Source organism: Roseomonas sp. F4, assembly GCF_053891155.1.
This window is the reverse complement of record NZ_JBSSHK010000002.1, coordinates 322307-346084: the sequence shown is the minus strand read 5'-3', so window position 1 is coordinate 346084 and position 23778 is coordinate 322307. Positions and strand designations below refer to the sequence as shown.

At 68.4% G+C, this 23778-nt stretch carries 23 protein-coding genes; 10 read left to right on the top strand and 13 right to left on the bottom strand.

Annotated elements, in window-relative coordinates; genetic code table 11:
- Positions 1-23 precede the first annotated feature (23 nt).
- The 6 genes from ACVFYP_RS09075 to arsJ all read left to right on the top strand — a co-directional run bounded on the left by ACVFYP_RS09075 (position 24) and on the right by arsJ (position 5613).
- Positions 24-332, top strand: a complete 309-nt coding sequence (locus ACVFYP_RS09075) for an ArsR/SmtB family transcription factor (RefSeq protein ID WP_499199845.1) — start codon at positions 24-26, stop codon at positions 330-332.
- Positions 329-1366, top strand: coding sequence for an ACR3 family arsenite efflux transporter (gene arsB / locus ACVFYP_RS09070; protein WP_499199844.1), 1038 nt, complete (start codon positions 329-331; stop codon positions 1364-1366). The genes ACVFYP_RS09075 and arsB overlap by 4 nt, the downstream gene beginning before the upstream one ends.
- The gene (locus ACVFYP_RS09065; RefSeq protein WP_499199843.1) at positions 1363-2406 is read left to right on the top strand and encodes an ArsO family NAD(P)H-dependent flavin-containing monooxygenase; all 1044 of its coding nucleotides are present in this window, start codon (positions 1363-1365) and stop codon (positions 2404-2406) included. Before arsB ends, ACVFYP_RS09065 begins: the two co-directional genes overlap by 4 nt.
- A gap of 65 nt (positions 2407-2471) precedes the next feature.
- The gene (locus ACVFYP_RS09060; protein WP_499199842.1) at positions 2472-3317 is read left to right on the top strand and encodes a metalloregulator ArsR/SmtB family transcription factor; all 846 of its coding nucleotides are present in this window, start codon (positions 2472-2474) and stop codon (positions 3315-3317) included.
- A complete protein-coding gene (locus ACVFYP_RS09055; protein ID WP_499199841.1) occupies positions 3314-4354 on the top strand; it encodes an ArsJ-associated glyceraldehyde-3-phosphate dehydrogenase in 1041 nt (346 codons plus the stop codon). The genes ACVFYP_RS09060 and ACVFYP_RS09055 overlap by 4 nt, the downstream gene beginning before the upstream one ends.
- Positions 4351-5613, top strand: a complete 1263-nt coding sequence (gene arsJ / locus ACVFYP_RS09050) for an organoarsenical effux MFS transporter ArsJ (RefSeq protein ID WP_499199840.1) — start codon at positions 4351-4353, stop codon at positions 5611-5613. The genes ACVFYP_RS09055 and arsJ overlap by 4 nt, the downstream gene beginning before the upstream one ends.
- Here the strand turns inward: arsJ and ACVFYP_RS09045 are convergent.
- The 7 genes from ACVFYP_RS09045 to ACVFYP_RS09015 all read right to left on the bottom strand — a co-directional run bounded on the left by ACVFYP_RS09045 (position 5528) and on the right by ACVFYP_RS09015 (position 12934).
- Positions 5528-7156, bottom strand: coding sequence for a CocE/NonD family hydrolase (locus ACVFYP_RS09045; RefSeq protein WP_499199839.1), 1629 nt, complete (start codon positions 7154-7156; stop codon positions 5528-5530). The two genes, arsJ and ACVFYP_RS09045, sit on opposite strands and share 86 nt — an antisense overlap.
- Positions 7153-8097: an isopenicillin N synthase family dioxygenase gene (locus tag ACVFYP_RS09040; RefSeq protein WP_499199838.1), complete on the bottom strand. Its 945-nt coding sequence runs from the start codon at positions 8095-8097 to the stop codon at positions 7153-7155. Before ACVFYP_RS09040 ends, ACVFYP_RS09045 begins: the two co-directional genes overlap by 4 nt.
- Positions 8094-9470, bottom strand: coding sequence for an FAD-binding oxidoreductase (locus ACVFYP_RS09035; RefSeq protein ID WP_499199837.1), 1377 nt, complete (start codon positions 9468-9470; stop codon positions 8094-8096). The genes ACVFYP_RS09040 and ACVFYP_RS09035 overlap by 4 nt, the downstream gene beginning before the upstream one ends.
- Positions 9467-10300 (bottom strand): ABC transporter permease, encoded by an 834-nt coding sequence (locus ACVFYP_RS09030; protein ID WP_499199836.1) that lies wholly within the window; start codon positions 10298-10300, stop codon positions 9467-9469. The genes ACVFYP_RS09035 and ACVFYP_RS09030 overlap by 4 nt, the downstream gene beginning before the upstream one ends.
- Entirely contained in the window at positions 10242-11036 is a 795-nt protein-coding gene (locus tag ACVFYP_RS09025; RefSeq protein ID WP_499199835.1) for an ABC transporter ATP-binding protein, read from the bottom strand. Before ACVFYP_RS09025 ends, ACVFYP_RS09030 begins: the two co-directional genes overlap by 59 nt.
- Complete coding sequence (locus ACVFYP_RS09020) at positions 11033-12064, bottom strand: ABC transporter substrate-binding protein (protein ID WP_499199834.1); 1032 nt, start codon at positions 12062-12064, stop codon at positions 11033-11035. Before ACVFYP_RS09020 ends, ACVFYP_RS09025 begins: the two co-directional genes overlap by 4 nt.
- A 111-nt stretch (positions 12065-12175) precedes the next feature.
- Positions 12176-12934 (bottom strand): alpha/beta hydrolase, encoded by a 759-nt coding sequence (locus tag ACVFYP_RS09015; protein WP_499199833.1) that lies wholly within the window; start codon positions 12932-12934, stop codon positions 12176-12178.
- A gap of 65 nt (positions 12935-12999) precedes the next feature.
- Between ACVFYP_RS09015 and ACVFYP_RS09010 the strand changes: the two genes are divergently transcribed.
- The 3 genes from ACVFYP_RS09010 to ACVFYP_RS09000 all read left to right on the top strand — a co-directional run bounded on the left by ACVFYP_RS09010 (position 13000) and on the right by ACVFYP_RS09000 (position 16724).
- Entirely contained in the window at positions 13000-14376 is a 1377-nt protein-coding gene (locus ACVFYP_RS09010; protein WP_499199832.1) for an FAD-binding oxidoreductase, read from the top strand.
- Between the two features lie 144 nt (positions 14377-14520).
- Entirely contained in the window at positions 14521-15495 is a 975-nt protein-coding gene (locus tag ACVFYP_RS09005; protein ID WP_499199831.1) for a Bug family tripartite tricarboxylate transporter substrate binding protein, read from the top strand.
- Positions 15496-15506: 11 nt separating this feature from the next.
- Entirely contained in the window at positions 15507-16724 is a 1218-nt protein-coding gene (locus ACVFYP_RS09000; protein WP_499199830.1) for an amidohydrolase family protein, read from the top strand.
- 6 nt (positions 16725-16730) lie between these two features.
- Here the strand turns inward: ACVFYP_RS09000 and ACVFYP_RS08995 are convergent, their stop codons facing one another.
- A complete protein-coding gene (locus ACVFYP_RS08995; RefSeq protein ID WP_499199829.1) occupies positions 16731-17699 on the bottom strand; it encodes a Bug family tripartite tricarboxylate transporter substrate binding protein in 969 nt (322 codons plus the stop codon).
- Positions 17700-17803: 104 nt separating this feature from the next.
- On the opposite strand from ACVFYP_RS08995, the gene ACVFYP_RS08990 reads away from it, so the two are divergent.
- Entirely contained in the window at positions 17804-18751 is a 948-nt protein-coding gene (locus ACVFYP_RS08990) for an isocitrate lyase/PEP mutase family protein (RefSeq protein WP_499199828.1), read from the top strand.
- A 122-nt stretch (positions 18752-18873) separates the two neighbouring features.
- Here the strand turns inward: ACVFYP_RS08990 and ACVFYP_RS08985 are convergent, their stop codons facing one another.
- The 5 genes from ACVFYP_RS08985 to ACVFYP_RS08965 all read right to left on the bottom strand — a co-directional run bounded on the left by ACVFYP_RS08985 (position 18874) and on the right by ACVFYP_RS08965 (position 23676).
- Positions 18874-19185, bottom strand: a complete 312-nt coding sequence (locus tag ACVFYP_RS08985) for a chorismate mutase (RefSeq protein ID WP_499199827.1) — start codon at positions 19183-19185, stop codon at positions 18874-18876.
- A gap of 80 nt (positions 19186-19265) precedes the next feature.
- Complete coding sequence (locus ACVFYP_RS08980; protein WP_499199826.1) at positions 19266-20012, bottom strand: amino acid ABC transporter ATP-binding protein; 747 nt, start codon at positions 20010-20012, stop codon at positions 19266-19268.
- On the bottom strand, positions 20009-21340 hold the full coding sequence (locus tag ACVFYP_RS08975; RefSeq protein ID WP_499199825.1) for an amino acid ABC transporter permease: 1332 nt from the start codon (positions 21338-21340) through the stop codon (positions 20009-20011). Before ACVFYP_RS08975 ends, ACVFYP_RS08980 begins: the two co-directional genes overlap by 4 nt.
- A gap of 1 nt (position 21341) precedes the next feature.
- Complete coding sequence (locus ACVFYP_RS08970) at positions 21342-22544, bottom strand: amino acid ABC transporter permease (RefSeq protein WP_499199824.1); 1203 nt, start codon at positions 22542-22544, stop codon at positions 21342-21344.
- Between the two features lie 106 nt (positions 22545-22650).
- Positions 22651-23676, bottom strand: a complete 1026-nt coding sequence (locus ACVFYP_RS08965) for an amino acid ABC transporter substrate-binding protein (protein ID WP_499199823.1) — start codon at positions 23674-23676, stop codon at positions 22651-22653.
- Positions 23677-23778: the final 102 nt, after the last annotated feature.

Sequence of the window (23778 nt, the reverse complement as noted above, 5' to 3'; positions counted from 1 at the left end):
TGATCGACGATGGACGAAAAAACATGAGTCGACGCAAGCTTCCACCACCGGAATCCCGCGACGAGGAGCTCGCCGCGCTCGCCAAAGCGCTGGCGCATCCCGCGCGGGTGCGCGTGCTGCGGCTGCTGGCGCGCCGCGAAGCCGAGGGCGCAGGCTGCATCGGCTGCGACATCGTGGCCGATCTCGAACTGGCGCAATCCACCGTCTCCGAGCATCTGCGCATCCTGAAGACGGCCGGGCTGGTGGAGGGCGAGGTGGATGGGCCGCGCATCTGCTACCGCCTGGGGCGCGCGGCATTGGCGCGGCTGAAGCTGGAAGTGGCCGCGCTGTGACGCGCCTGTCCTTCCTCGACCGCCACCTCACCCTGTGGATCTTTGGCGCCATGGCGGCCGGCGTCGCCGCCGGCTACCTGCTGCCGGCCTTGCCGCGCATGCTGGACAGCGCCTCGATCGGCGGCACCAACCTGCCGATCGCACTCGGCCTGATCCTGATGATGTATCCGCCGTTGGCCCGCGTGCGCTATGAGGCGCTGCCCGTGGTGTTCAAGGACTGGCGAGTGCTGCTGCTGTCCCTGGTGCAGAACTGGGTCATCGGGCCCGTGCTGATGTTCGCGCTGGCCGTGCTCTTCCTGTCCGACCAGCCGGACTACATGACCGGGCTGATCCTGATCGGCTTGGCGCGCTGCATCGCCATGGTGATCGTCTGGAACCAATTGGCACGCGGTGACAACCAATACGTGGCGGGCCTCGTCGCCTTCAACAGCATCTTTCAACTGCTGTTCTTTGGCGCCTATGCGTGGTTCTTCCTCTCCGTCCTGCCGCCGCTGCTGGGGTTGCAGGGGCAGGTGGTGCCGGTGGCCTTCGGCACCATCGCGGGCGCCGTGCTGCTGTATCTGGGCGTCCCCTTCGCTGCCGGCTATCTGACGCGCCGTGTGCTGGTCAGCCGCAAAGGCGAGGATTGGTATTCCCAGAAATTCCTGCCGAGGATCGGGCCAGTGACGCTGGCGGCGCTGCTCTTCACCATCTTCGCGATGTTCGCGTTGAAGGGCGGCGATGTGGTGCGGCTGCCGCTGGATGCGTTGCGCATCGCCCTGCCGCTGGCGATCTATTTCGTGGTGATGTTCGTGGTCAGCTTCGCCATGGGGCGCTGGATCCAGGCGGATTATCCGCGCACCACCGCCATCGCCTTCACCGCCGCCTCGAACAACTTTGAGCTCGCCATCGCGGTGGCCATCGCCGCCTTTGGCCTCGCCTCGCCCGTGGCCTTCGCCACGGTGATCGGGCCGCTGGTGGAAGTGCCGGTACTGATCCTGCTGGTCGGCGTGGCGCTGCGGCTGGGGCGCCGCTGGTTTCCGGCCACCGCATGATGGATGTGCTGGTGATCGGCGCCGGGCAGGCGGGGCTCGCCGCGGGCTATTTCCTGCGGCGCGCCGGCCTGGCCTTCCAACTGCTCGATGCCGGGCAGGCACCAGGTGGGGCCTGGCGGCATGGCTGGGATTCGCTGACGCTGTTCTCCCCGGCATCGCAGAGCGCCCTGCCCGGCTGGCCGATGCCACCAACGCCAGGCGGCGGCTATCCGCCACGCGACGCCGTCGTCGCCTATCTCACCGCTTATGAGGCGCGCTACGCCCTGCCCGTGCAGCGTCCGGTGCGGGTCATCGCGGTGCGCCGCGCAGCGGATGGGCTTCGGGTGGAAGCGGCGGATGGCGCGGCCTGGACCGCGCGCGCCGTCATCAGCGCCACCGGCACCTGGAGCCAGCCTTTCACCCCCGATACTCCGGGCCGCGACATCTTCGCCGGCCGACAGATCCACTCCGCGGAATATCGCCGGCCAGAGGATTTCGCGGGGCAATCCGTACTGGTCGTGGGTGGCGGCAATTCCGGCGCGCAGATCCTGGCGGAGGTCTCGCGCCACGCCGCGCGCGCCACCTGGGTGACGGAGCGCCCGCCGGTCTTCCTGCCCGATGACGTCGATGGCCGTGTGCTGTTCGAACGCGCCACGGCCCGCTGGCAGGCGGAGCGAGAGGGCAAGCTCGCACCCCCGCCGCTCGGCGGCCTCGGCAACATCGTCATGGTCCCGCCCGTGGTCGAGGCCCGGGCGCGCGGCGTGCTGCACAGCCTGCCGCCATTCCAGCGGCTGGACGCAAGCGGTGCCGTCTGGGCGGACGGGTCGTGCGTCACGGCCGATGCCATCATCTGGTGCACCGGCTTCCGGCCGGCGCTGGACCATCTGGCGCCGCTCGATCTGGTGGAGGCCGATGGCCGCGTGCGGGTCAGCCCCACCGGCCGGGCTTTGGCGGAGCCGCGCCTCTGGCTACTCGGCTATGGCGACTGGACCGGCGCGGCCTCCGCCACCCTGGCCGGCGTCACCCGCGCGGCGCGGGCTGCCGTCGCTGAGATCGGTTGAATCCATAATTCCAGTTTCATCGAATTGTCATGCCGCAGGCCCGCCGCGTTGGGCATAAGCACGGCATGGAGATCGAAGACGCGGCCGCCGCTTTCATGGCGCTCGGCCAGGGCACAAGGCTGGAGCTGATGCGGACCCTGCTGGCGGCCGGGCCTTCGGGCGTGGCGGCCGGCGGGCTGGCGGAACGCCTTGCCGTGCCAGGCTCCACCCTGTCCTTCCATCTGCGCGCCCTGGAACAGGCGGGGCTTGTCGCCGCCACGCGACAGGGCCGCAGCCTGATCTACGCCGCACAGATCGACCGCCTGCGTGCCTTGATCGGCTTCCTGACAGACGCCTGCTGCAACGGCGCGCCCGAGCGCTGCGGCGACCTTCACCGCCTGCTTCCGGAGACACCCCACATGCCACCGGTCTTCAACGTGCTGTTCCTCTGCACGCGCAATTCCGCGCGCTCCATCATGGCGGAAGCGATCCTGCAAAAGATCGGCCATGGGCGTTTTCGGGCCTTCTCCGCCGGCTCCGATCCCTCGGTGGAAGGCCCGCTGCCGGAGGTTCTTCAGCAGCTCAAGGCGCTGGGGCACGACACCTCCGCCCTGCGGTCCAAGAGCTGGGACGAGTTCACCGGGCCGAAGGCGCCCAGCATGGATTTCGTCATCGCGCTCTGCGACACGCTGGCTGGCCAGGCCTGCCCGGAATTCGGCGGCACCGCCCTGACCGCCGCCTGGCCGCTGCCGGACCCCGCAAAATTCAGCGGCAGCCCGGCGGAACGCGCGACGCTGCTGAACGAGCTTTACGCCGCCCTGCATCGGCGCCTCGGCATCTTCACGGCCCTGCCCTTCTCCACGCTGGACCGCATGGCACTGAAGGCGCGGCTAGATGAGCTGGCGCAGCCGCATGCGGGCGCCCAGGCATGAGGGTTGGCATCAATGGCATGGGCCGCATCGGGCGGCTGGCGCTGCGCGCGGCGATGGGCGCGGCGGAGCGCCAGCCGGAGGATCCCCGCGCCGGCAACCGCCTGGATGTCGTGCATCTGAATGAGGTGAAGGGCGGCGCGGAGGCCTGCGCGCATCTGCTGGAATTCGATTCCGTGCAGGGTCGCTGGCGCGCGCCGATGATGGCGGATGCCGATGCGCTGCATATCGGGGGCAAGCGAATCGGCTTTTCGGAATATGCGAAGCCCGGCGAGATTCCCTGGGGCGATTACGAAGTCGACGTGGTGCTGGAATGCACCGGCAAGTTCCTGACGCCCGAGACGCTGCAAGGCCATCTCGACCGCGGCGCGAAGCGCGTGGTGGTGGCGGCGCCCGTGAAATTCGACAGCGTGCTGAACGTCGTCGTCGGCGTGAACGATCATCTCTATGATCCGGCGCAGCACCCGATCGTCACCGCCGCCTCCTGCACCACCAACTGTCTCGCCCCGGTGGTGAAGGTGGCGCATGAGGCGATCGGCATACGGCACGGTCAGATCACCACGCTGCATGATCCGACCAATACCAATGTCGTGGTCGATGCGCCGCACAAGGATCTGCGCCGGGCGCGCTCCGCCATGCTGTCGCTATCCCCCACCACGACGGGCAGCGCGACGGCCATCGCCCTGATCTATCCGGAGCTGAAGGGCAAGCTGAACGGCCATGCGGTGCGTGTGCCGGTGCTGAATGCCTCCCTCACCGACTGCGTCTTCGAATTGCAGCGCGCCACGACGGTGGAGGAGTTGAACGGGCTGTTCGCCGCCGCCGCCGCCGGGCCCCTCGCCGGCATTCTGGGGTATGAGGCCCGACCGCTGGTTTCGATCGACTATGCGCGGGACACGCGCAGCAGCATCGTTGACGGGCTGAGCACCATGGTCACCAACGGCACCATGGTGAAAATCTACGCCTGGTACGACAATGAGATGGGCTACGCCTGCCGCATGGTGGACCTTGCCTGCCATATGGAGCGCGTCGGCCTGTGAATACCGGCGCCCGCAACTACGCCATCGTCACAGCCGCCTATTGGGGCTTCACGCTGACGGATGGCGCCTTGCGGATGCTGGTGCTGCTGCATTTCTTCCGCCTCGGCTTCTCGCCCTTCACCCTGGCCTTCCTGTTCCTGCTGTATGAGGCGGCCGGGATTGGCGCCAACCTGATCGGCGGCTGGCTGGCCACGCGCTTCGGCATCGCGCGGATGCTGGCGGTGGGGCTGGCCACGCAGATCACGGGTTTTCTGTTGTTGTCGGCGCTGTCGCCGGGCTGGGGCATGGCGGCCTCCGTCGCCTGGGTGGTGCTGGCGCAGGGTATTTGCGGCGTGGCGAAAGACCTGACGAAGACCGCGTCGAAATCCGCCATCAAGCTCACGGCCGGCGATGCCTCGGGCCAATTGTTCCGCTGGGTCGCCTGGTTCACCGGCAGCAAGAACGCGATGAAGGGCTTTGGCTTCTTCCTCGGTGGATTGCTCTTGGAGATCACGGGCTTTCGCGGGGCGCTGTGGCTGATGGCGGCGCTGCTGGCCTGCGTGCTGGCTGCCGTGCTCCTGTCGCTGCCGCCGCTGATGGGGAAGGCCAGGGCCTCGAAATCCGCGAAGGAACTGTTTGCCAAGAACCGCGGCGTCAACCTGCTCGCCGCCGCGCGCGTGGTGCTGTTCGGCGCGCGGGATGTCTGGTTCGTCGTCGGGCTGCCGGTCTTCCTCTACGCCTCCGGCTGGACTTTCGCGATGGTCGGCGGGTTCCTGGCTATCTGGACCATCGGCTATGGCCTTGTGCAGGCCGTCGCCCCGGCGCTGGTCCGGCGCAGCACGGATGGGCTGGCCACCGAGGTGCCGGCGGCGCGGCTGTGGTCTCTGCTGCTGGCGCTGGTGCCGCTGGCGATTCTCGCCGCCCTGTGGTCCGACCTGCCGCGCGGCGACATGCTGGTGGTCGTTGGGCTCTGCGTCTTCGGCTTCGCCTTCGCGGTGAACTCCTCCATCCACTCCTATCTCGTGCTGGCCTATGCGGGGTCGGAGAAGGCGGCGGAGGATGTGGGCTTCTATTACGCCGCCAATGCGGTCGGCCGCTTCGCGGGCACCCTGCTGTCCGGCCTGCTGTATCAATGGGGCGGCTTGTCCGCCTGCCTGATCGGGTCCGCCGCCATGCTGATCGCTTGCTGGCTGGTCACGCTGGCCCTACCGCTGCGCCGGACAATACAGGCAGTAGCAGCCGCGCCGGCGCCGCCCCGCCACAGCACACCGAAAGCGTGATCGGCCGCGCCTCCGCCCCCGTGGCGTGGCGCGGATCGGTGCCGGTGCCGGGATTGACCGGATAGGCGGGGAAGCAGGCCCCGGCGAGCGAAAGTCGGAGCCGGTCGCCCGGCGTCAGCGTGATGCACAAGGCCCGCAGCTTCAGCCGCACCATCCCATCCGTCAGCACCGCATGCGCCTGGGACAGAGCAAAACTGCGCCCCTGCGCCGTCACCAGCGACAGGGTGGCGTTCACGTCAAAACCCGGCGCATTGGCGCGAATTTCCGCGACCAGCTCCGGCTCCCCCACCAGATCCAGCGGCGCGGTCAGCGGATCCGTGGTGAAGGTCAACACATCGAAGCGCGCATCCACCTCCGCCCGATCGCGCCAGGCGGCGCCACCGTGATGCAGACCGAGCGCCGGCACCGGGCGCCAAGGGTCGTGGGTGACGTATTCCCATTGCGCGGCCTCCGGCGCCGCCGCCGTCAGCCCGCCATCCCGCACCGCCGCACGACCATCGCCCGCCAGGAACAGCGGCCGCATCGCGGGCTCCGGCAGCGCGGCGAATCCCCGCCAGGCGCGCAGGCCGAGGTCGAACAGCCGCACGCGGGATTCGGCCATCCAGCCGGTCAGCGGCGCGCTCTTCAGCACATGGTCGAACAGCGCCACCTGAAGCGCATCGACATCGGAAAGAGCCGCCGGCCCGAAATCCGTACCGGCGCCGACCGGCGACCAGGCGAGATGCGGCCAGGGGCCGATCATCAGCCAGTGATCCGCCCCGCCCTGCGACAGCGCCCGATACCCGGCCAGCGTTCCGTCCAGATGGTAGTCGAACCACCCGCCGACCCAGAGCGCCGGCACATCCGGCCGCGCCGCGCCCAACGCCTGGGCCGGGGAGGCACGCTGCCAATATCCGTCCTCGGCCGGCGCGTCGCGCCAGGTGGTGTAGTGGTGCAGCCCCACATGTTTTTGCAGCACGGCGGGCGCCGCCGGCACTGGCCCGGCCAGCATCTCCGGCCCCGCCGCCGCCAGCTCCGCATAGGCCGCCGCATCCCCCGCGCGTCGCGCCTGGGCCGCGCCCATCTGCGCCGCCCAAAAGGCATTGCCCGCCAGCAGAAAAGCGCCCTTGTCCCGCGCCTTTTCGCCATACAGGTCCCAGCTCGCCATGGCCGGCGACATCACGCGCAGCGCGGCGGGCCCCTGCGACAGCGCCAGCAACTGCGTGGCGCCCTGATAGGAGAAGCCATACATGGCCACCTGCCCATCCGCGCCCGGCAGCGCCGCGGCCCAGGCGATGGCATCCGCGCCATCCCCCGCCTCCCGGTCATAGGCCAGGAAATCGCCCTCGGAGGTGCCGCTGCCGCGCACATCCTGGATCACCACGATATAGCCCTGGGCCGCATACCAGGCGGGATGGGCGAAGACGACGGTAGAGGCGATGCGCCGGCCATAGGGCTGGCGCATCAGCAGGACGGGATGCGGGCCGGGCGTGGTGGGGCGCCAGACATCCGCATCCAGCCGCACCCCATCGCGGGTGCGCATGGACAGGGTCTCGGGCGTCACCCGCCGTAGGTCCGCCGCACCATCTCATCCATGTGCTCGCCCGTGGTGCAGGGCGCGTAGTGCGGAGGGCCGGCCTCCGGCAGGCAGGTCGGCACGCAATGCACCACATAGTCGCGGCGCGGGCTGTAGAAGGCGGCGCAGGAATAGCGGTCGCGCCCGCTGACCGCATTCACCACGCGATGCGGCGTGGACTGGTACAGGTCGTTGGTCCAGCGCCGCACCATGTCGCCGAGATTGACGATGAAGGTGCCTGGGATTGGCTTCGCGCTGATCCACTGCCCCTCCGCATTGCAGACCTCAAGGCCTCCCGCATCATCCTGCAGCAGCAGCGTCAGCGCGCCCCAATCGGTATGCGCGCCGGCGCCCAGCTGGTTGAAGGCCGCGTCCTTCGGATGCGGCGGATAGTGCAGCAATCGGACGGAGGGCTTCACGCCCACAAAGCCATCCGCGAAATAGCTTTCCGCCAGGCCGAGGGACAGGGCGAAGGCGCGCATCAGGCGGTCGGCAAGCGAGGTCACTGCGTTGTGGTAGGCTTCCATCTGCGCGCGGAAGTCCGGCAGCCCCTCCGGCCACAGATTGGGCGGGCCGTTCGGCACCTCGCCCGCGAACATGAAGCTCTCCTTCAGATCGGGCGGGGAGCCTTCATCCAGGCGCTGGCGCTGCATGGCCTCATAGCCGCGATTATGCGCGCCAGGGCGGAACTGCACCGACATCTTGGCATCGAGCGGCAGGGCGAAGAAGGCGCGAGCCGCAGCGAACTGTCCCTCCAGCAGTTTCGGCGAAATGCCGTGATTGGCGGCGTAGAAGAAGCCGGTGTCGCGGCAGGCCTTGTGAATCTCCCAGGCCACATCCTTGCGCGTGGCGGGCTCGGCGGAGGCGAGGCCGGCAATGTCGATCACCGGGATGGTGGTGGCAGCGACGGGCGGCTTGTAGATGATCATGCGGCATCCTCCTGAGGCACAAAGCTCCGCATCTTGCCCGGGTTGAGCAGGCCACGCGGATCGACCTCGGCCTTGAAACGAAGCTGGTCACCGGGGGCGAGCTTGTAGCGGCTGCCATCCTCCACGGTGGAGACATGCGGGTTGGCAATGGCCGCGCCGATGGATTCGTGGAAATCCATCACCGATTGCAGATGTTCCGCTGTCGACCAGCGGATCAGATGCACGCCGCTGAGCGCGGTGCGGCCTTCCCAGACGATGAATTCGAAATGCGCCAGCACCTGGTCGGGGAACTGCGCCTGCACCGCGGCCCACTGCGCTTCCGCCCGGTCGATGTCGTAGAGCGATTGCAGATAGGTGATGGCCTTGTCGCTTTTCAGCGCATGCAGCGTGGTGTGGCCATAGGTGAATTCGAAGATGGGCGTTCGCGCCGGATCGGTCTCCGCCGCCAGGCTGTCGGCACTGTGGTCGATCTGACCGCCATGCGCCGCCACTAGATCACGCAGCGCCGGCAGATGCCCGGCATCCACCATGCAGGGCACCACGTCCCGCCCCGGCGGCACCAGGGCGCGCAGCGGCGCCATCAGCGCGACGGTGGGTGCGCCGAGCAGGCTGACCAGCTTCTTGGCGATGCCCGGCGCCTCCGCCAGCGCGCGGCCAAAGCGCAGCGCGGCGTTGATCTCCGGAAAGCTGACCAGCACATCCTGCCAGGGCCGCACGGGATCGAGCGGCATTTCGATTTCCGTCACGATGCCGGTGCTGCCAAAGGTGCGGTTCACCAGCCCGGTATCCTGGCCGCGCAACTCGATGATGCGCGGCGTTTCCTCCACCGTGATGACGCGCGCGCCCAGCAGATTGCCCGGCTCCCGCAGCCCGCCATGCGTCACCGCGCCGACGCCGCCCGATCCGCCGGCGAAGAAGCCGCCGATGGTGGACAGCCGCTTGGTGGAGGGGTGGTGGCGCAACTCCTGCCCCTGCTTGCGCGCCAGCGCGTCCAGCGCCGCGATGCGGATGCCGACCTGGGCGCGGATGCGGCCGGGCTCGATCCAGCGCAGGCGGTTGAGGCCCGTCATCTCCATCACTACGCCGCCGAAGAAGGGCGTCGCCTGGCCGTAATTGCCGGTGCCGGCACCGCGCACCACCAGCGGCACACGCAGCCGGGCGCAGGTGGCGGCGATGCGGATCACATCCGCCTCGTCGCGCGGCATGGCGACGAGATCGGCGCGGCAGGCATCGAGCTTCTCGGCCAGTACCGGGCTGAACCAGTAGAAATCGCGCGATTTCAGCTTGAGCTGCGCCGGCGCGTCGCTCCACGGCACATCGCCCAGCGCAGCGACCAGCGCGGCCTTGTCGAAGCGTGTCAGCACGGCACTCATGCGGGTTCCTCCTCGCGGCTCACGGCCCAGGGAAAGAAGATGCGTTCGGCCAACATCACCGCCTGGAACAGCAGCATCCCCATGCAGGAGAGGACGAGCATCGCGCCGAAGGCGACCGGCAAGCGGAAATAGGCGGTGGAGGAATAGATCAGGTAGCCGAGCCCGCGCTCCGCCGCGACGAATTCGGCCACGACGGCGCCGATCAGCGCCAGCCCGATCGCCACCTTCAACGCCCCGAAAATGTGAGGCACCGCGCAGGGCAGTCGGATATCGACCAGCCGCTTGAACCACGACGCCTTCATCGAAGCGCTGAGCTCCAGCAATTCGCGCGGCGCGGCGGACAGCCCCGTGGCCATGCCGACCACCAGCGGGAAGATGGCGATCAGCGCGGTGATGGTGATGCGCGCGGATTCGCCCGTGCCCATCACCACCGTCAGAATCGGCGCCAGCGCCACCACGGGAATCGACTGCTTCACCAGCAGCAGCGGATAGATGGCGGAGGAGGCGGCGCGGGAGGAGGAGATGGCGACCGCGATGGGGAAAGCCACCAGGATCGCCGTGACATAGCCGCCGACCACGGTGGTCAGCGTGGCGCGCAGATCGACGAAAAGCGCAGGCCCTACGGCAATCGTCTCCGTCCAGACCGCGCTCGGCGCCGGCAGGATGAAGCGCGGCACGGCGAACAGCCGCACGCCCGCCTCCCACACCAGCACCAGCGTGGCCAGCGTCAGCACCGCGACGCCGAAGCGCCGAAGCCAGCCGAGCTTCAGGCTAGGCAGCGAGACCCGGAAGCCGGGCGGCGCCTGATCGAGTGATGGTGTCCCGGACATCGTTGATGGCCTCCTGGAAGGCAGGCAAACGGGTGACCTCCGGCCCGCGCGGGCGGGGCAGGTCAGGGATGATCTCAGCGGCGATGCGGCCCGGGCGCGGCGACATCACCAGCACCCGGTCGGCCAGCATCACCGCCTCCGCCACCGAATGGGTGATGAGGACCACGGTGCGTGGTCGCGCGCCGCCCAGGCGCAGCAGCTCGAAGCCCAGCTCGTCCCGCGTCAGCGCATCCAGGGCGGAGAAGGGCTCGTCCAGCAGCAGGATCTCGGGCTCCGTCACCAGCGCGCGGCACAGCGCCACGCGCTGCTGCATGCCGCCCGACAGCTCGTCCGGCCGGCGCTTCGCGAAGTCATCCAGCCCCATCATCGCCAGCAGGTCCATGGCGCGGTCGCGCTCGACGCTGCCGATGCGCAATCCGCGATGCTTCAGCGGGAACAGCACATTGCCCAGCACGTCGAACCAGGGCAGCAGCGTCGGCTTCTGAAAGGCCAATGCCATCGAAGCCTGTTGCGTCGCCGGCGCCGCGCCACGCACCTGCACGCTGCCACGAGAGGGCGTCAGCAGCCCCGCCACCATCCGCAGCAGCGTCGATTTGCCGCAGCCGGAAGGGCCGACCACCGCGACGAATTCCTGCGGCGCAACGTCGAACGTCACCTCTGCCAGGGCCTGCACCGGCGCGCCGTTGCGCACGGCATAGGCATGGCCGACGCCGGCGAAGCGGATTGCCGGCGTCATGTGCCGGTGGCGGGCATGAAGCTGCGATCGACGAAGGTTTCGGGGTCCGTCGCCGGGTTCAGATTCTGCGCGCGCACCAGCCAGCCATAGGTCTCCCGCAGCACGGCCGGGTCGAACTGGCCGAAGCGCGCCGGGTCCATCTCCAGCATGCTGCGTTTCATGATTTCGATGCGGCTGGCCTCGATCTCGGGATTCTGCTGGGGGTTGAGCGCGGCGGTGGCGCGGGCCACGGCCAGCGGGTCCTGCTGCTGAAACAGCAGGGAGCGACGCATGGCGCGCAGGAAGCGGCGCGTCAGGTCACCGCGCCGCGCCAGCGTCTCGTCGGAGGCGATCAGCACGCCGCTGTACATGCGCAAGCCCGCCAGGGCGAAGGGCAGCACCACCAGTTCCGCCCCCTGTTCGCGCGCGGGGCCCTCCAACTGCACGGTGTTGGTCAGCCACAGCATGGCGGCATCCACGCGCTTGGTCAGCAGCATCGGCCCCAGCGCCGCGGGGTCCGTGTTCACGATGCGCACCTTGGTCGGGTCCAGCCCCGCATCGCGCATCACCAGCGGAAAGAACAGGTTCGAGGATGCCGTGGGCGCGGTGCCGAGCGACTTGCCCTGCAAATCCGCAAAGCTGTTGATACCGCTGCTGTTCAGCGTGATGACGGCATGCGCCGGCTTGGCATGCAGCGAGAAGATGGCCTTCACCATCGCCCCCTGCGGCCGCGCCGCCATGACATTGGCGATGTCGGAATATCCAAAGTGCGAGGCGCCGGTGGCGACCTTGGTCAGGCTGTCGGCGGCGCCGCTGCCGCGGCGGATTTCCACATCCAGCCCCTCGGCGGCGAAGAAGCCCTGGGCGAGGCCGCCGAAGCCGGCCTGCTTGTCGCCGGTCGGCAGCCAGTCGATGGTCAGGACAATCTTTTCGGTCTGCGACCGGGCGATGCGCGGCGCCATGAGGGCGAGCGCGGTGGTAGCGCCGGCCGTGCCGATCAAGGCGCGGCGCGAAAGGTCGAGGCTTGCGGTGGCAGGGCGGTCGCGCATCGTCCCAACTCTCCTGAGGTCGCGTGTGTGAAGTGCAAGCCGCATGCCACGGCAGGACAGGGCCGCATGAGCGCAGCGGGGGCCGCCGGCTGCGCAAATGCGTGGCGCCGTTCAGACCGGAGTGACTGCGGCCTGGGCATGGATGAAACCGGCGATCGCCGCGATCGCCGCGCGCGAATCCGCCGCCTGCGGGTCCTCCGTGATGAACAAATGGCCTCGGTCCGGAAACAGCCGCAGTTCCACCGCGCCGCCCATGGCGCGGCAGGTTTCGGCAAAGCGCTCGGCCATGTCCGGCGTCAGATTGGCATCGGCGGTGCCTTGGATCAGCAGCGTCGGCGGCGGCACCGCCTCCCCCCGCGCCACGATATGCTGCGGGCTGCCATCCTCCATCGCCGCCTCATCGGGCCACCAGGCGTGATGCGCCGCCAGCAGCTTCTCCGCCTGCCGCGCCCGCGCCATGCGGTAGCGCGCCGGCGGGTCCAGCACGCCCCAGCAGACCGCGACAAAGGCCAGCGACGCATCGCCCCCCGGCCGCAGCGCCGCCAGCATCACCTGGTGCCCGCCGCTGGAGGTGCCGAGCCCGCCCACCGGACCCAGCCCCGGCTGCGCCTTCAGCCAGCGGATGGCGCACAGAATGTCCTGGATCGAGGCGGGATAGGGATGCGCGGGCGGCTTGCGCATCTCCGGCGCCATCACCAGCACGCCCGCCTCTGCCAGCGCGCCATCCAACGCCGCATTCATCATCCGGTCGCCAAAGGTCCAGGCGCCGCCATGCACGGAGACCACGGCCGGATGCGGGCCTGGCTCTTCCGGGCGGTAGATCCGGGCCAGCAGCCCGTCCGGGTGGTAGGGGACATCCTCGATGACCATGCGCGCCTCTCCGCCGGCATGGGGCTTGCTTGCCGCTGGCCGGTCGCAGCGACGGGACAAGCAGCATGTATGCCATCGGCGAATTCATGGCCGCGATCGGCGATGTGCCGGTGATCGAGGATGGCGCGGAGATCAGGCTGCGTTCGCGTGACAATTTCGCGGTCAGCCCGCTGCTGCGGAAGGCGCTGGCCGGCAAGACGGCGGATCTGATCGTCGCGCCGCGCGACCGGGCGCAGCTGCTGCGGGTGATCCAGCAGGCGGTGCGGCTGCGCATCCCGCTGGTGCCGCGTGGCGGCGGCACCGCCAATTACGGGCAATCCGTGCCGCTGGCCGGCGGCATCCTGCTGGATCTGCGGGGGTTGGACGGCATCCTGTGGCAGCGGGACGGCGCGGTGCGCTGCGGCAGCGGCATCCGCATGGACCTGCTGGATGCGGCGCTGCGTCCGCGGGGGTGGGAGGTGCGGATCCATCCCTCCACCCGCAAGGCCAGCACCATCGCCGGCTTCATCGCCGGCGGGTCGGGCGGCATGGGCAGTTGCGGCTTCGGCATGCTGCGCGACCGCGGCAATATCACCGCCTTGCAGATGCTCAGCATCGAAGCGGAGCCCCGCCTGCTGGAACTGCGCGGACGCGACGTGGATCTGGTGCATCACGCCTATGGCACCAATGGCATCATCACGGAGGTCGAGCTGCCCCTCGCCCCCGCCTGGGACTGGCGGGAAGTGATCCTGGCCTTTCCCGATTACCCCAGCGCCGCCCGCTTCGGCGTGCGGTTGGGGAAGGAGGCCGGCATCCTGAAGAAGCTGATCTCCATCCACGAAGCGCCGGCGCCGTCCATGATGCGTGCCTTGGGCGGGCTGGTGCCGGCGGGGATGACGGCGGTCTTCGCCATGCTCGCCCCGGCGACGCGCGATGCGGCGGATGACATGATCGCCGAATTCGGCGGCACGCTGCTGGCCGACCATGCCGAGGGCGAAGGCCCCTATGGCGCGCCGATCTATGAATTCGCCTATGGGCACGGGTTGCGCCAGATCCAGAAATCCCATCCGCAGACCACGGTGCTGCAAGGCATGTTCCCGGCCGATGGGCTTTGGGAGACGCTGACGCGCATCCATCGTCGCCTGGGCCATGTCGGGCCGATGCGCACCGAGATCTTCCTCTCGGATGGCGAGGTGGTGGGTCTCGGCTCCCCCTATATTCCCTTCCAGGACCCGTCGCAGATGGCCGATCTCGTCCAGGCGATGCAGGCGGAAGGCGCGCAGATCGCCAATTCCCACACCACAGGGCTGCGCGGCGTCGGCATCAAGTCCATCGGGGCGCGGGAACTGGCCTTCAAGCGGGAGATGGACCCGCACAACCTGCTGAATCCCGGGCAGATGGAAGTGGAAGCCGTGGCCTCCGCCCTGCCCACGGATGGGTGGCGGTTTCGCAAGGCGGGATGATGATCGCGGGCAGGATTGCCGAAATGGCAAATCCGCGATCTCTCATGCCTCGTCGAGAGACATCTATTGTCCTGACAATTTATTCTTGACGGCCGATCCCGTGGCGTGAACCCTTTCGTGATCTTGTATGGAAGGACTATCGACATGGTCGTCTCGCGACGCAGTCTTCTCGCATCCGGCGCGGCGGCGACACTGGCTTGCTCCATTTCGCCCGCGACGGCACAGATATTCACCCGGCCCGTCCGGCTGGTGGTGCCGATCGCGCCGGGCGGCATCGTCGATTCGGTGGGCCGCATTCTCGCCAGTGGCCTCGCCGGGCCGCTGGGCCAGACCGTCGTGGTGGAAAATCGCGCCGGCGGCGGCGGCGTGGTGGGCACCGATGTGGTGGCCAAGGCGCCGAAGGATGGCCACACGCTGCTGGTCTCGGATTCCGCCATCGTGGTGAATCCCTTCCTGCTGCCCAGCCTGCCCTATGACCTCAATGCCGATCTGCAGGTGGTCGGCATGATCAGCGCCTCGCCGCTCGTCGTCGCCGTCGGGCCGAACCTGCCGGCGACCTCGCTCGCGGAATTCGTGGCACTCGGCCGCAGCCGGGCGGAGCCGATCACCTTCGCCTCCCCCGGCGCCGGCACCATGACGCATCTGGCGGCGGAGCTGTTCGGCCGGCAGCAGGGGCTGCGCATGACCGCCGTGCCCTATCGCGGCGTCGCCGCCAGCTTCCCGGACATCATCGCCGGCCGCGTCGATTGCGTGTTCAGCAGCATCGCCGGCGCGCGCGGCCTGGTCACCGATGGGCGCCTGCGTGGCCTGGCCACCACCGGCGCGGAACGCAGCCCGCTGCTGCCGGAACTGCCGACCATGGCGGAAGGCGGCGTGCCGGATTTTGTCGTCGATATCTGGCTCGGCCTGTTCGCCCCGGCCGGGGTGCCGGAGGCCACGCTAGCCGCGCTGCGCCAGGGGCTGGAGGCGGCGCTGCGCGACCCCGCGACCGTCGCCTCCTTCGCCCAGACCGGCAATGCGGTTGTGCTCTCCTCCCGCCCCGAGGCCATCGCCTTCGTGCGCGCGGAATATGAGCGCTGGCGCGCCATCGCCGCCGCCCAGCCGCGGCCGACGAATTGAGGGCGCCAAACATGTCCCGCCTCATCATCGAGAATATCGGCGAGTTCTTCACCGGCGACATCGCCGCGCCGACCGCCGCTTTGACCAGCCTGCTGATCGAGGATGGCCGCATCGCCGCCCTCGACCCCACCGCGGTGGAAGCCGCGCGCCCCAGCTGCGAACGCATCATCGACGCCGCCGGCGGCGCGGTGCTGCCGGGGCTGGTGGATGGCCATGTGCATCCGGTGCTCGGCGAATGGACGCCGACGCAGGACGCCATCGGCTGGATCGGCAACTACCTGCATGGCGGTACCACCAGCATGGTCTCGGCCGGGGAGCTGCATATCCCCGGTCTCGACTACGGCAATCTGTCGGCGGAGCTGGTGACCTCCATCGCCATCGTCACCAGCGCCACCACCGGCCGCGTGCGCTGGTCCGGCGTGAAGCTCAGCGCCGGCACGGTGCTGCTGGTGCCGGGAATGGAGGAGGCGCATTTCGACCGCCTGGCCGCGGCCGGCGTGCGCTTCGCCAAATTCCTGTTCTACCCCTTCGGCGAGGATCGGACGGAGGCGCTGCGCTATGTCGCGCAATGCCATGCGCGGGGCATCCGGGTGAAGGTGCATACCGGCGGTGTCTCCCGCTCCGGCGCCTCGGCCGTCTGCGGCTATGACACGCTGTCCTGGCTGAAGCCGGATGTCGCCGCCCATGTCAGCGGCGGGCCGATTCCGATGAGCGACGTGGATATCGAACAGGTGGTCGCGCGCACCGACTTTGCGCTGGAGGTCTGCACCTCCGGCAACTACCGCTCCACCTCCCTGCTGGTGCGGCTGCTGCGGGAAAAGGGGGAGTTGCACCGGCTGACGCTCGGCACGGACACGCCGGGCGGCACCGGGGTGATCCCGCGCGGCATGCTGCGCAACCTGCTCTACCTCGCCTCCATCTGCGACCTGACGCCCGGCCAGGCGATTGCCGTCGGCACCGGCAATACGGCGGCGGCGCATGGGCTGGATGTGGGGCGGCTGGAAGTGGGGCGGCCGGCGGATATCGTGATCTGCGGCAGCATCACCGGATCGGCCGGCACCACCGTGGCCGACGCGGTCGCGCATGGCGACCTGCCGGGCATCAGCCATGTACTGGTGGACGGGGTGGATCTCGTCTCCGGCCGCAGCGGGCAGACCCCGCCGCCGGCAAAGCCTGCCTTCTTTTCCTGCTGCGGCGCCGGGGCGCCGAGCCGGTTCAGATGCGACTGAGGCTGCTCAGTCCAGCTTCACCCCCGCGGTCTGCACCACCTGGCGCCATTTCGCCGTCTCGCTGGTGATGAAAGCCGCGAAGTCGCGGCGATTGAGGAAGGTGGGGGTGAAGGCCTGCTCGGCCAGCTTCGCCTGGAAGTCGGGCTGGGCCAGCACCTTCTCCACCTCCACCTCAATCCGCGCCGCCTGGGCATCGGGCAGACCCTTGGGGCCCAGCAGGCTGATCCAGCCCACGGATTCATAGCCCGTGACCCCCTGCTCATGGATCGAGGGCACATCCGGGAAAAAGGGCGACCTTTCCTTCGAGGTCACGCCAATGGCCCGCACCCTTCCATCCCGCACCAGCGGGGTCAGCGCCGCCAGCGTGTCCGACAGGAAGGGCACCTGCCCCGCTACCAGGTCGGTCAGCGCGGGGCCGGAGCCGCGATAGGGCACATGGGTCATCTGCGTGCCGGTCATGGAGGTGAACATCTCGACATTCAGATGCTGCGTCGTGCCATTGCCGGAGGAGGCATAGAAGATGCCGCCCGGATTGGCCTTGGCCCTGGCGATCAGCTCCGGAATCGTGCGCACCGGGAAATCCCGGTTCACCACGAACAATTGCGGCACGCTGGCGATCAGGCAGATCGGCGTCAGGTCCCGCTGCGAGTCATAGGGCAGGTTGGGATAGAGGCTGGGGGCGATGGTGGTGGGGCCGCTGCCGCCCATCACAATGGTCAGCCCATCCGGCGCGGCCTTGGCGGCGTAGTCCATGCCCAGCGTGCCGCCGGCACCCGGGCGGTTTTCCACCACCACCGGCTGGCCCAGCGGACCGGTCAACCGCTCCGCCAGCAGGCGCATCAGCAGGTCGGAGCCCTGGCCGGGCGGGAAGGGCATGATGATGCGCAGCGCCCGCCCCTGGGCGCGCGCAGAGGGGGCAACAGGGGCGGCGGCCAAGGCGAGGCCGGCGGCCATCAGATGTCGACGGGTGGTCATGGGGGGCTTGGGTCCCTGCGGCGTTGCATGGCAGTAGGATGGAACAGCGCGATGCCGCCGGGAATGCATTTCGGCGGCGCCGCCCGTTCTCAGGAGGAAGCAGCATGCCCGACGCCAACCAGCCCGCCAACGGCCCCGTCTTTCCGATCGGCTTCGCCGAAGCCCCGGGCCGCAACCGCCGGCTGCGGGAATTGCTGGCGGGGAAGGAGGTGTTCCTGGCCCCCGGCGCCTTCGACTGCGTCACCGCCCGGCTGGTCGATGCCTCCGGCTTCCCGGCGCTGTACATCACGGGCGCCGGCATCTCGATGAGCGCGCTGGGCGCGCCGGATGTGGCGGCGCTGTCCTTCGGTGAGATCATCGACCGCATCCGCCGCATCTGCGACGTGGTCTCCATCCCCGTCATCGCCGATGGCGATACCGGCTATGGCGGCCCGCTGAACGTCATCCGCACCGTGCGGGAATATGAGCGCGCGGGCGTTTCCGCCATCCAGATCGAGGATCAGGAATGGCCGAAGAAGTGCGGCCATGAGCCGGGCCGCAAGCTGGTCTCCGCCACCGACATGCAGATGCGCATCCGCGCCGCGGTGGAAGCCCGGCGGGACCCGGATTTCGTGGTGATCGCCCGCACCGATGCCCGCGCCGGGGAAGGCCTGGCCGCCGCCATCGGCCGCGCCCGGCAGTACCGGGAGGCCGGGGCCGATGTGATCTTCGTCGAGAGCCCGCAATCCGAGGCGGAGCTGGAGGAGGTGGGCCGCGCCTTCCCGGATGTGCCGCTGCTGGCCAATATGGTGGAAGGCGGCAAGACCCCGATACTGTCCGCCGAGCGCCTGACCGCGCTGGGCTTCAGGCTGGCGATCTACCCGAATGCCATGACCCGGCTGATCGCCAAGGCGGGGATGGAGATGCTGGCCTCGCTGAAGGAGACCGGCTCCTCCAACGCCATGGCGGACCGCATGTACAGCCATGGCAAGCTGTGGGAGCTGTTCGACAACGCCACCTGGCGGGCGCTGGAGGACCGCTACCTGCGGGTGGAGACGCCTGCCAAGGGCTGAGCACGGAAAGGCAGGGAAGACCTGCGGCCGGCGTTCGCGCCGGCCGAGCGGCCGCCGCCGCTTATGCGGCGAAGCCAAGCCGCGCGGATGCGCGGCGCCCGGCGTCTGAGGGAAGGGGGTAACTACCCCTTCTGGGCAATCACCCGGTGCTGGCGGACAACCTCCGCCATCACCCGGCGGATGAATTCCTCGGCAAAATCCTCATCGAGGCCGGCGCGGGCGGCGGTTTCCCGCAGGCGGGCTACCTTCGCCTCCTCCCGCGCCACATCCACGGCATCCAGCCGGTGCCGGGCCTTGAGCTGGCCGACTTCCTGCGTCACCCGGAAACGTTCCGCGAGCATGGCGATCAGCGCCGTGTCGATATTGTCCAGACTGCTGCGCAGTCGCCAGAGATCCTCCGGTGCGGCCGGCTCGGTCGCGGTTTCGTTGGGCATGGGATGCTGCCGCCTTCTCGCCTGAACTGGGATTCAAGGGCGTAGCAGAAGCCCCCCCGGCTCGGAAAGGCAAGCCCTCCCTACAGGATCTGACTCAGGAACAGCCGGGTCCGGTCATAGCGGGGGGCCGAGAAGAACACCTCCGGCGCAGCCTGCTCGACGATCTCTCCCTGGTCCATGAACACCACCCGGTCGGCGACGGTGCGGGCAAAGCCCATTTCATGGGTGACGACGACCATGGTCATGCCGGTGCCGGCGAGTTCCACCATCACCTCCAGCACCTCCTTGATCATCTCCGGGTCCAGCGCGCTGGTCGGCTCGTCGAACAGCATGATGCGGGGCGCCATGCACAGGGCGCGGGCGATGGCCACGCGCTGCTGCTGGCCGCCGGAGAGTTGCAGCGGGTATTTCTTCGCCTGTTCGGGAATCCGCACCCGTTCCAGATGCGCCATGGCGATGGCCTCCGCCTCCGCCAGCGGCATCTGCTTCACCCAGGACAGCGCGAAGGTGCAGTTCTCCAGCACTGTCATATGCGGGAACAGGTTGAAGGACTGGAAGACCATCCCCGTCTCCCGAAGGATCGGCGCATCCCGCTTCGGCTCGCCGCACAGCGCCTGACCGTGGATGCGGATATCGCCCTTCTGGTGCCGCTCCAACTGGTTGATGCAGCGGATCATGGTGGATTTGCCGGAGCCGGAGGGGCCGCAGACCACGACCCGCTCGCCCTCCGCCACGGTCAGGTCCAGCCCCTTCAGCGCCTGGAAGCCGCCATACCATTTGCTGACGCCGATCAGCTCGATGGCCGCCTTCATCGGGGCGGCGCTCATCGACGCTGCCCCGCCGACAGGCGACGTTCCAGGTTCAGGCTGTATTGCGACATCAGGAAGCAGAAGACGAAGTAGATCAGCGTGATGAAGAAGAAGGGCTCGATGAACAGGCCGAGCCAGCGCGTATCCTCCCCCACCGCGCGCGACATGCTGAGCAGGTCGAACAGGCCGATGATGGAGACCAGCGTGGTGTCCTTGAACAGGCCGATGAAGTTGCCGACGATGGACGGGATCATGATGCGCAGCGCCTGCGGCAGGATGATGAGCGAGGTGGACTGCCAGAAGCCCAAGCCCATCGCCGCCGCCGCCTCATACTGCCCCTTCGGGATCGCCTGCAGCCCGCCGCGCACGATCTCCGCCATATAGGCCGAGGCGAACAGGCAGACGGCGACGATGGCGCGCAGCAGCCGGTTCACCTCCACCCCGGCCGGCAGGAACAGCGGCAGCATGGTGTTGAACATGAACAGGATGGTGATGAGCGGGACGGAGCGGAACAGCTCGATGAAGGTCACGCAGAACACCCGGATCAGCGGCATCTGCGACCGCCGCCCCAGCGCCAGCACCACGCCGGCGGGCAGGGAGAAGGCGATGCCGATGCCGGAGATCACCAGGGTCAGGAACAGCCCACCCCAGAAGCGCGTCTGCACCTCCACGAAATCGAGCTGCGACACGATCAGCAGGGCCAACAGATACAGCGCCGCCAGCGCGCCCCAGCCGATGCGGCGCGCCCTTTCATCATCCGCCGCGCCGAACAGCCGCGCCACCAGCGGTGCGAAGCTGAGGCCGAAGCGCATCTCCGTCAGGGTGGTCAGCCAGGTCCAGGCGAAGGCCGCGGCGCCGAGCGCGATCAGCGCGGTCCAGACCAGCGTCTGCTGGCCGCCATGGAAAAAGTAGGAGGCGAGGAAGGGATAGGCCAGCACCAGGCTGAGCCCGATCGCCACCTTCGACCGCACCCGCGGTAGCCATAGCGGCACGGCCCAGGCGATCAGGATCAGGAAGCCGGTATTGATCCGCCAGACCTGATCCTTCGGATACAGGCCGTAGATCAGGTTCGGAATCCAGGCGGCGACGCCCGGCCAGCAGGCGCCGGAACGGCCGACCATGTCGAGGCACTGCCGGCGGTTCTCCGCCTCCCACACCGCATTAACCAGCGCCCAGTTCACGATGGCGCTGACCACGACATAGAAGATGTAGATGCCGAGGAAGGTCAGGATGGCATTCGGCACGGAGGAGAACAGGTTGGCCCGCATCCAGCCCACCACGCCGATGGTGGAAGGCGGCGGCGGATCGGCGGGGCGGGGCGCGAAGACCAGTGGCGCGTCCGACATCTCAGCGTTCCCTCAGCAGGATGCGGCGGTTATAGAAATTCAGCACGAAGGACACGGTCAGGCTGACCACGCAGTAGAAAGCCATGGTCATGGCGACGATCGGAATCGCGCGTCCCGACTGGTTGAGCGAGGTGTTCATCCAGACACTGACGAGATCCGGAAAGCCGATGGCGATGGCGAGCGAGGAATTCTTCGTCAGGTTCAGATACTGGCTGATCAGCGGCGGGATGATGACGCGCATCGCCTGCGGCAGGATGATGAAACGCATGGCGCGGGAAGGCTTCACGCCCAGGGCCCGCGCCGCTTCCGTCTGGCCATGGCCGACGGATTGGATGCCGGCGCGCACGATCTCCGCGATGAAGCAGGAGGTGTAGATGGACAGCGCCACCACCAATGCGCAGAAGGCGGGCGGCACGGAAAAGCCCCCGCGGAAATTGAAGCCGCGCAAAGCCGGCCAGTCCCAGGTGAGTGGCGAGCCCAGCAGCAGATAGACCAGCGTCGGCGCCACCAGCACAAGCGCGATGCCCGCGAGCACGGAAGGAAAGGGCCGCCCCGTCGCAAGGAACCGCTGCCTTGCCCAGAGATGCAGCAGCACGGCCCCGACCAGGGCGGCCGCCAGCGCCAGCAGCACCAGCCCAAAACCCTCGCCCGGCACGGGGGCGGGGAAATAGGCGCCGCGATTGTTCAGGAACATGACGCCGCCCAGATCGATGCTGGCGCGCGGCAGGGGCAGCAGGTTGAAGACGCCGAAATACCAGGCGATGATCTGCAGCAGCAGCGGCGTGTTGCGCAGGATCTCGACATACCAGCGTGACAGGGTGCGGATCAGCCAGTTGGTCGAAAGCCGTCCCAGCCCCACCACCAGACCGAGGATGCTGGCGAAGACCGCGCCAATCACCGCCACCAGCAGCGTATTGGCGATGCCCACCTGGAAGACGCGCAGATAGCTGTCACCCTCCCGATACGGGATCAGGGTGAAGGCGATGTTGAAACCGGCGGAGACATCGAGGAAGTCGAAGCCCGCGGACATGCCGCGCGTCGCCATATTGGCGATGGTGTTCGACACCAGATACCAGATCAGCCCGACGACGCAGGCGAAGGTGACGGCCTGGTAGAAGACCGAGCGCACCGTCGCGTCATTGACCAGCGTGCCGAGGCGCATCGGCGGCGCGGCGGGGCGGCGGATGGCGGTGGATTGGGACATGGTCAGCCCTGCCTGGGCCGTGCGAGGCCGCCCCGGAAGGGCCGCGCATCGCGCGCGGCCCCCGCCTCAGCTTCTCACGGCACGTCCTGTGGGAAGCGAAGGCGCCTCAGCGGAACGGCATCGCGTAGAGAATGCCGCCATTGGTCCAGAGCGCGTTCAGCGAGCGTTCGCGCGGAATGCCGATCGGCGTATTGGCGCCGACGTTGCGTTCATAGGTCTCGCCGTAATTGCCGATATGGCGCAGCACCCGCACCATGAAATCGGCCGGCAGGCCCATGCCCTGGCCGACATTGCCCTCCACGCCCAGCAGCCGCTTGATGCCGGGATTCGGCGATTGCAGCATCTGCGTGACATTGGCGGAGGTAACGCCCATCTCCTCGGCCTCGATCATGCCGTAGAGCACCCAGCGGACGATGTCGCCCCAGTTGTTGTCGCCATGCCGCACCACGGGGCCCAGCGGTTCTTTGGAGATGGTCTCCGGCAGGATGATGTGGTCGTTCGGCGTCGGGAAGGCGGAACGGCGCGCGGCGAGGCCCGACTTGTCGTTGGTGTAGGCGTCGCAGCCGCCGCCGAGATAAGTCTCCACCAGCACGTTGACGTTCTCATTCGTCACCGCGGTGAAGCGCATGTTGTTGGCGCGAAAATAGTCGGCGAGGTTCAGCTCCGTCGTCGTGCCGGTCAGCACGCAGATCGTCGCGCCATCCAGCTGGCGGGCAGAGGTGATATTGGCGGCCCGCGGCACGACAAAGCCCTGGCCGTCGTAGAAATTCACGCCGGCGAATTCCAGGCCGAGCTGGCCGTCCCGCACCGCGGTCCAGGTGGTGGTGCGCGACAGCATGTCGCTCTCGCCATTGGCCAGCGAGGTGAAGCGCACCGCGGAGGTCACCGACTGGTACTGCACCTTGCTGGGATCATCGAAGATGGCGGCGGCCACGGCGCGGCACACATCGACATCCATGCCGGACCAGGTGCCATTCGCCGCCAGGGCGTAGAAGCCCGGGGTGGGCAGGCCGACCTGACAGTTCAGGCTGCCGCGCTGCCGCACCTGTTGCAGCGTCTGCTGGGCGGAGGCCGTGGCGACCACGCCAAACATCGTCGCCGCTGCCATGAGCAGCGAAACACCGAGTTTCATTCCTTCATTCTCCCAGATACCGATCTGAAGCCCTGCAAGTGGCGTGCCATGGCCCTTGAACGGGCCTATGTGCGCAACTGGTCTCAGCCAGACGCCACCTGG

Excerpts from the sequence above, each read along its gene's own strand:
- ACVFYP_RS09075 (WP_499199845.1), top strand. The coding sequence starts at position 24 with ATGAGTCGACGCAAGCTTCCACCACCGGAATCCCGCGACGAGGAGCTC.
- ACVFYP_RS09065 (WP_499199843.1), top strand. The coding sequence starts at position 1,363 with ATGATGGATGTGCTGGTGATCGGCGCCGGGCAGGCGGGGCTCGCCGCG.
- ACVFYP_RS09060 (WP_499199842.1), top strand. The coding sequence starts at position 2,472 with ATGGAGATCGAAGACGCGGCCGCCGCTTTCATGGCGCTCGGCCAGGGC.
- ACVFYP_RS09055 (WP_499199841.1), top strand. The coding sequence starts at position 3,314 with ATGAGGGTTGGCATCAATGGCATGGGCCGCATCGGGCGGCTGGCGCTG.
- ACVFYP_RS09040 (WP_499199838.1), bottom strand. The coding sequence starts at position 8,097 with ATGATCATCTACAAGCCGCCCGTCGCTGCCACCACCATCCCGGTGATC.
- ACVFYP_RS09035 (WP_499199837.1), bottom strand. The coding sequence starts at position 9,470 with ATGAGTGCCGTGCTGACACGCTTCGACAAGGCCGCGCTGGTCGCTGCG.
- ACVFYP_RS09030 (WP_499199836.1), bottom strand. The coding sequence starts at position 10,300 with ATGTCCGGGACACCATCACTCGATCAGGCGCCGCCCGGCTTCCGGGTC.
- ACVFYP_RS09025 (WP_499199835.1), bottom strand. The coding sequence starts at position 11,036 with ATGACGCCGGCAATCCGCTTCGCCGGCGTCGGCCATGCCTATGCCGTG.
- ACVFYP_RS09020 (WP_499199834.1), bottom strand. The coding sequence starts at position 12,064 with ATGCGCGACCGCCCTGCCACCGCAAGCCTCGACCTTTCGCGCCGCGCC.
- ACVFYP_RS09015 (WP_499199833.1), bottom strand. The coding sequence starts at position 12,934 with ATGGTCATCGAGGATGTCCCCTACCACCCGGACGGGCTGCTGGCCCGG.
- ACVFYP_RS09010 (WP_499199832.1), top strand. The coding sequence starts at position 13,000 with ATGTATGCCATCGGCGAATTCATGGCCGCGATCGGCGATGTGCCGGTG.
- ACVFYP_RS09005 (WP_499199831.1), top strand. The coding sequence starts at position 14,521 with ATGGTCGTCTCGCGACGCAGTCTTCTCGCATCCGGCGCGGCGGCGACA.
- ACVFYP_RS09000 (WP_499199830.1), top strand. The coding sequence starts at position 15,507 with ATGTCCCGCCTCATCATCGAGAATATCGGCGAGTTCTTCACCGGCGAC.
- ACVFYP_RS08995 (WP_499199829.1), bottom strand. The coding sequence starts at position 17,699 with ATGACCACCCGTCGACATCTGATGGCCGCCGGCCTCGCCTTGGCCGCC.
- ACVFYP_RS08990 (WP_499199828.1), top strand. The coding sequence starts at position 17,804 with ATGCCCGACGCCAACCAGCCCGCCAACGGCCCCGTCTTTCCGATCGGC.
- ACVFYP_RS08985 (WP_499199827.1), bottom strand. The coding sequence starts at position 19,185 with ATGCCCAACGAAACCGCGACCGAGCCGGCCGCACCGGAGGATCTCTGG.
- ACVFYP_RS08980 (WP_499199826.1), bottom strand. The coding sequence starts at position 20,012 with ATGAGCGCCGCCCCGATGAAGGCGGCCATCGAGCTGATCGGCGTCAGC.
- ACVFYP_RS08975 (WP_499199825.1), bottom strand. The coding sequence starts at position 21,340 with ATGTCGGACGCGCCACTGGTCTTCGCGCCCCGCCCCGCCGATCCGCCG.
- ACVFYP_RS08970 (WP_499199824.1), bottom strand. The coding sequence starts at position 22,544 with ATGTCCCAATCCACCGCCATCCGCCGCCCCGCCGCGCCGCCGATGCGC.
- ACVFYP_RS08965 (WP_499199823.1), bottom strand. The coding sequence starts at position 23,676 with ATGAAACTCGGTGTTTCGCTGCTCATGGCAGCGGCGACGATGTTTGGC.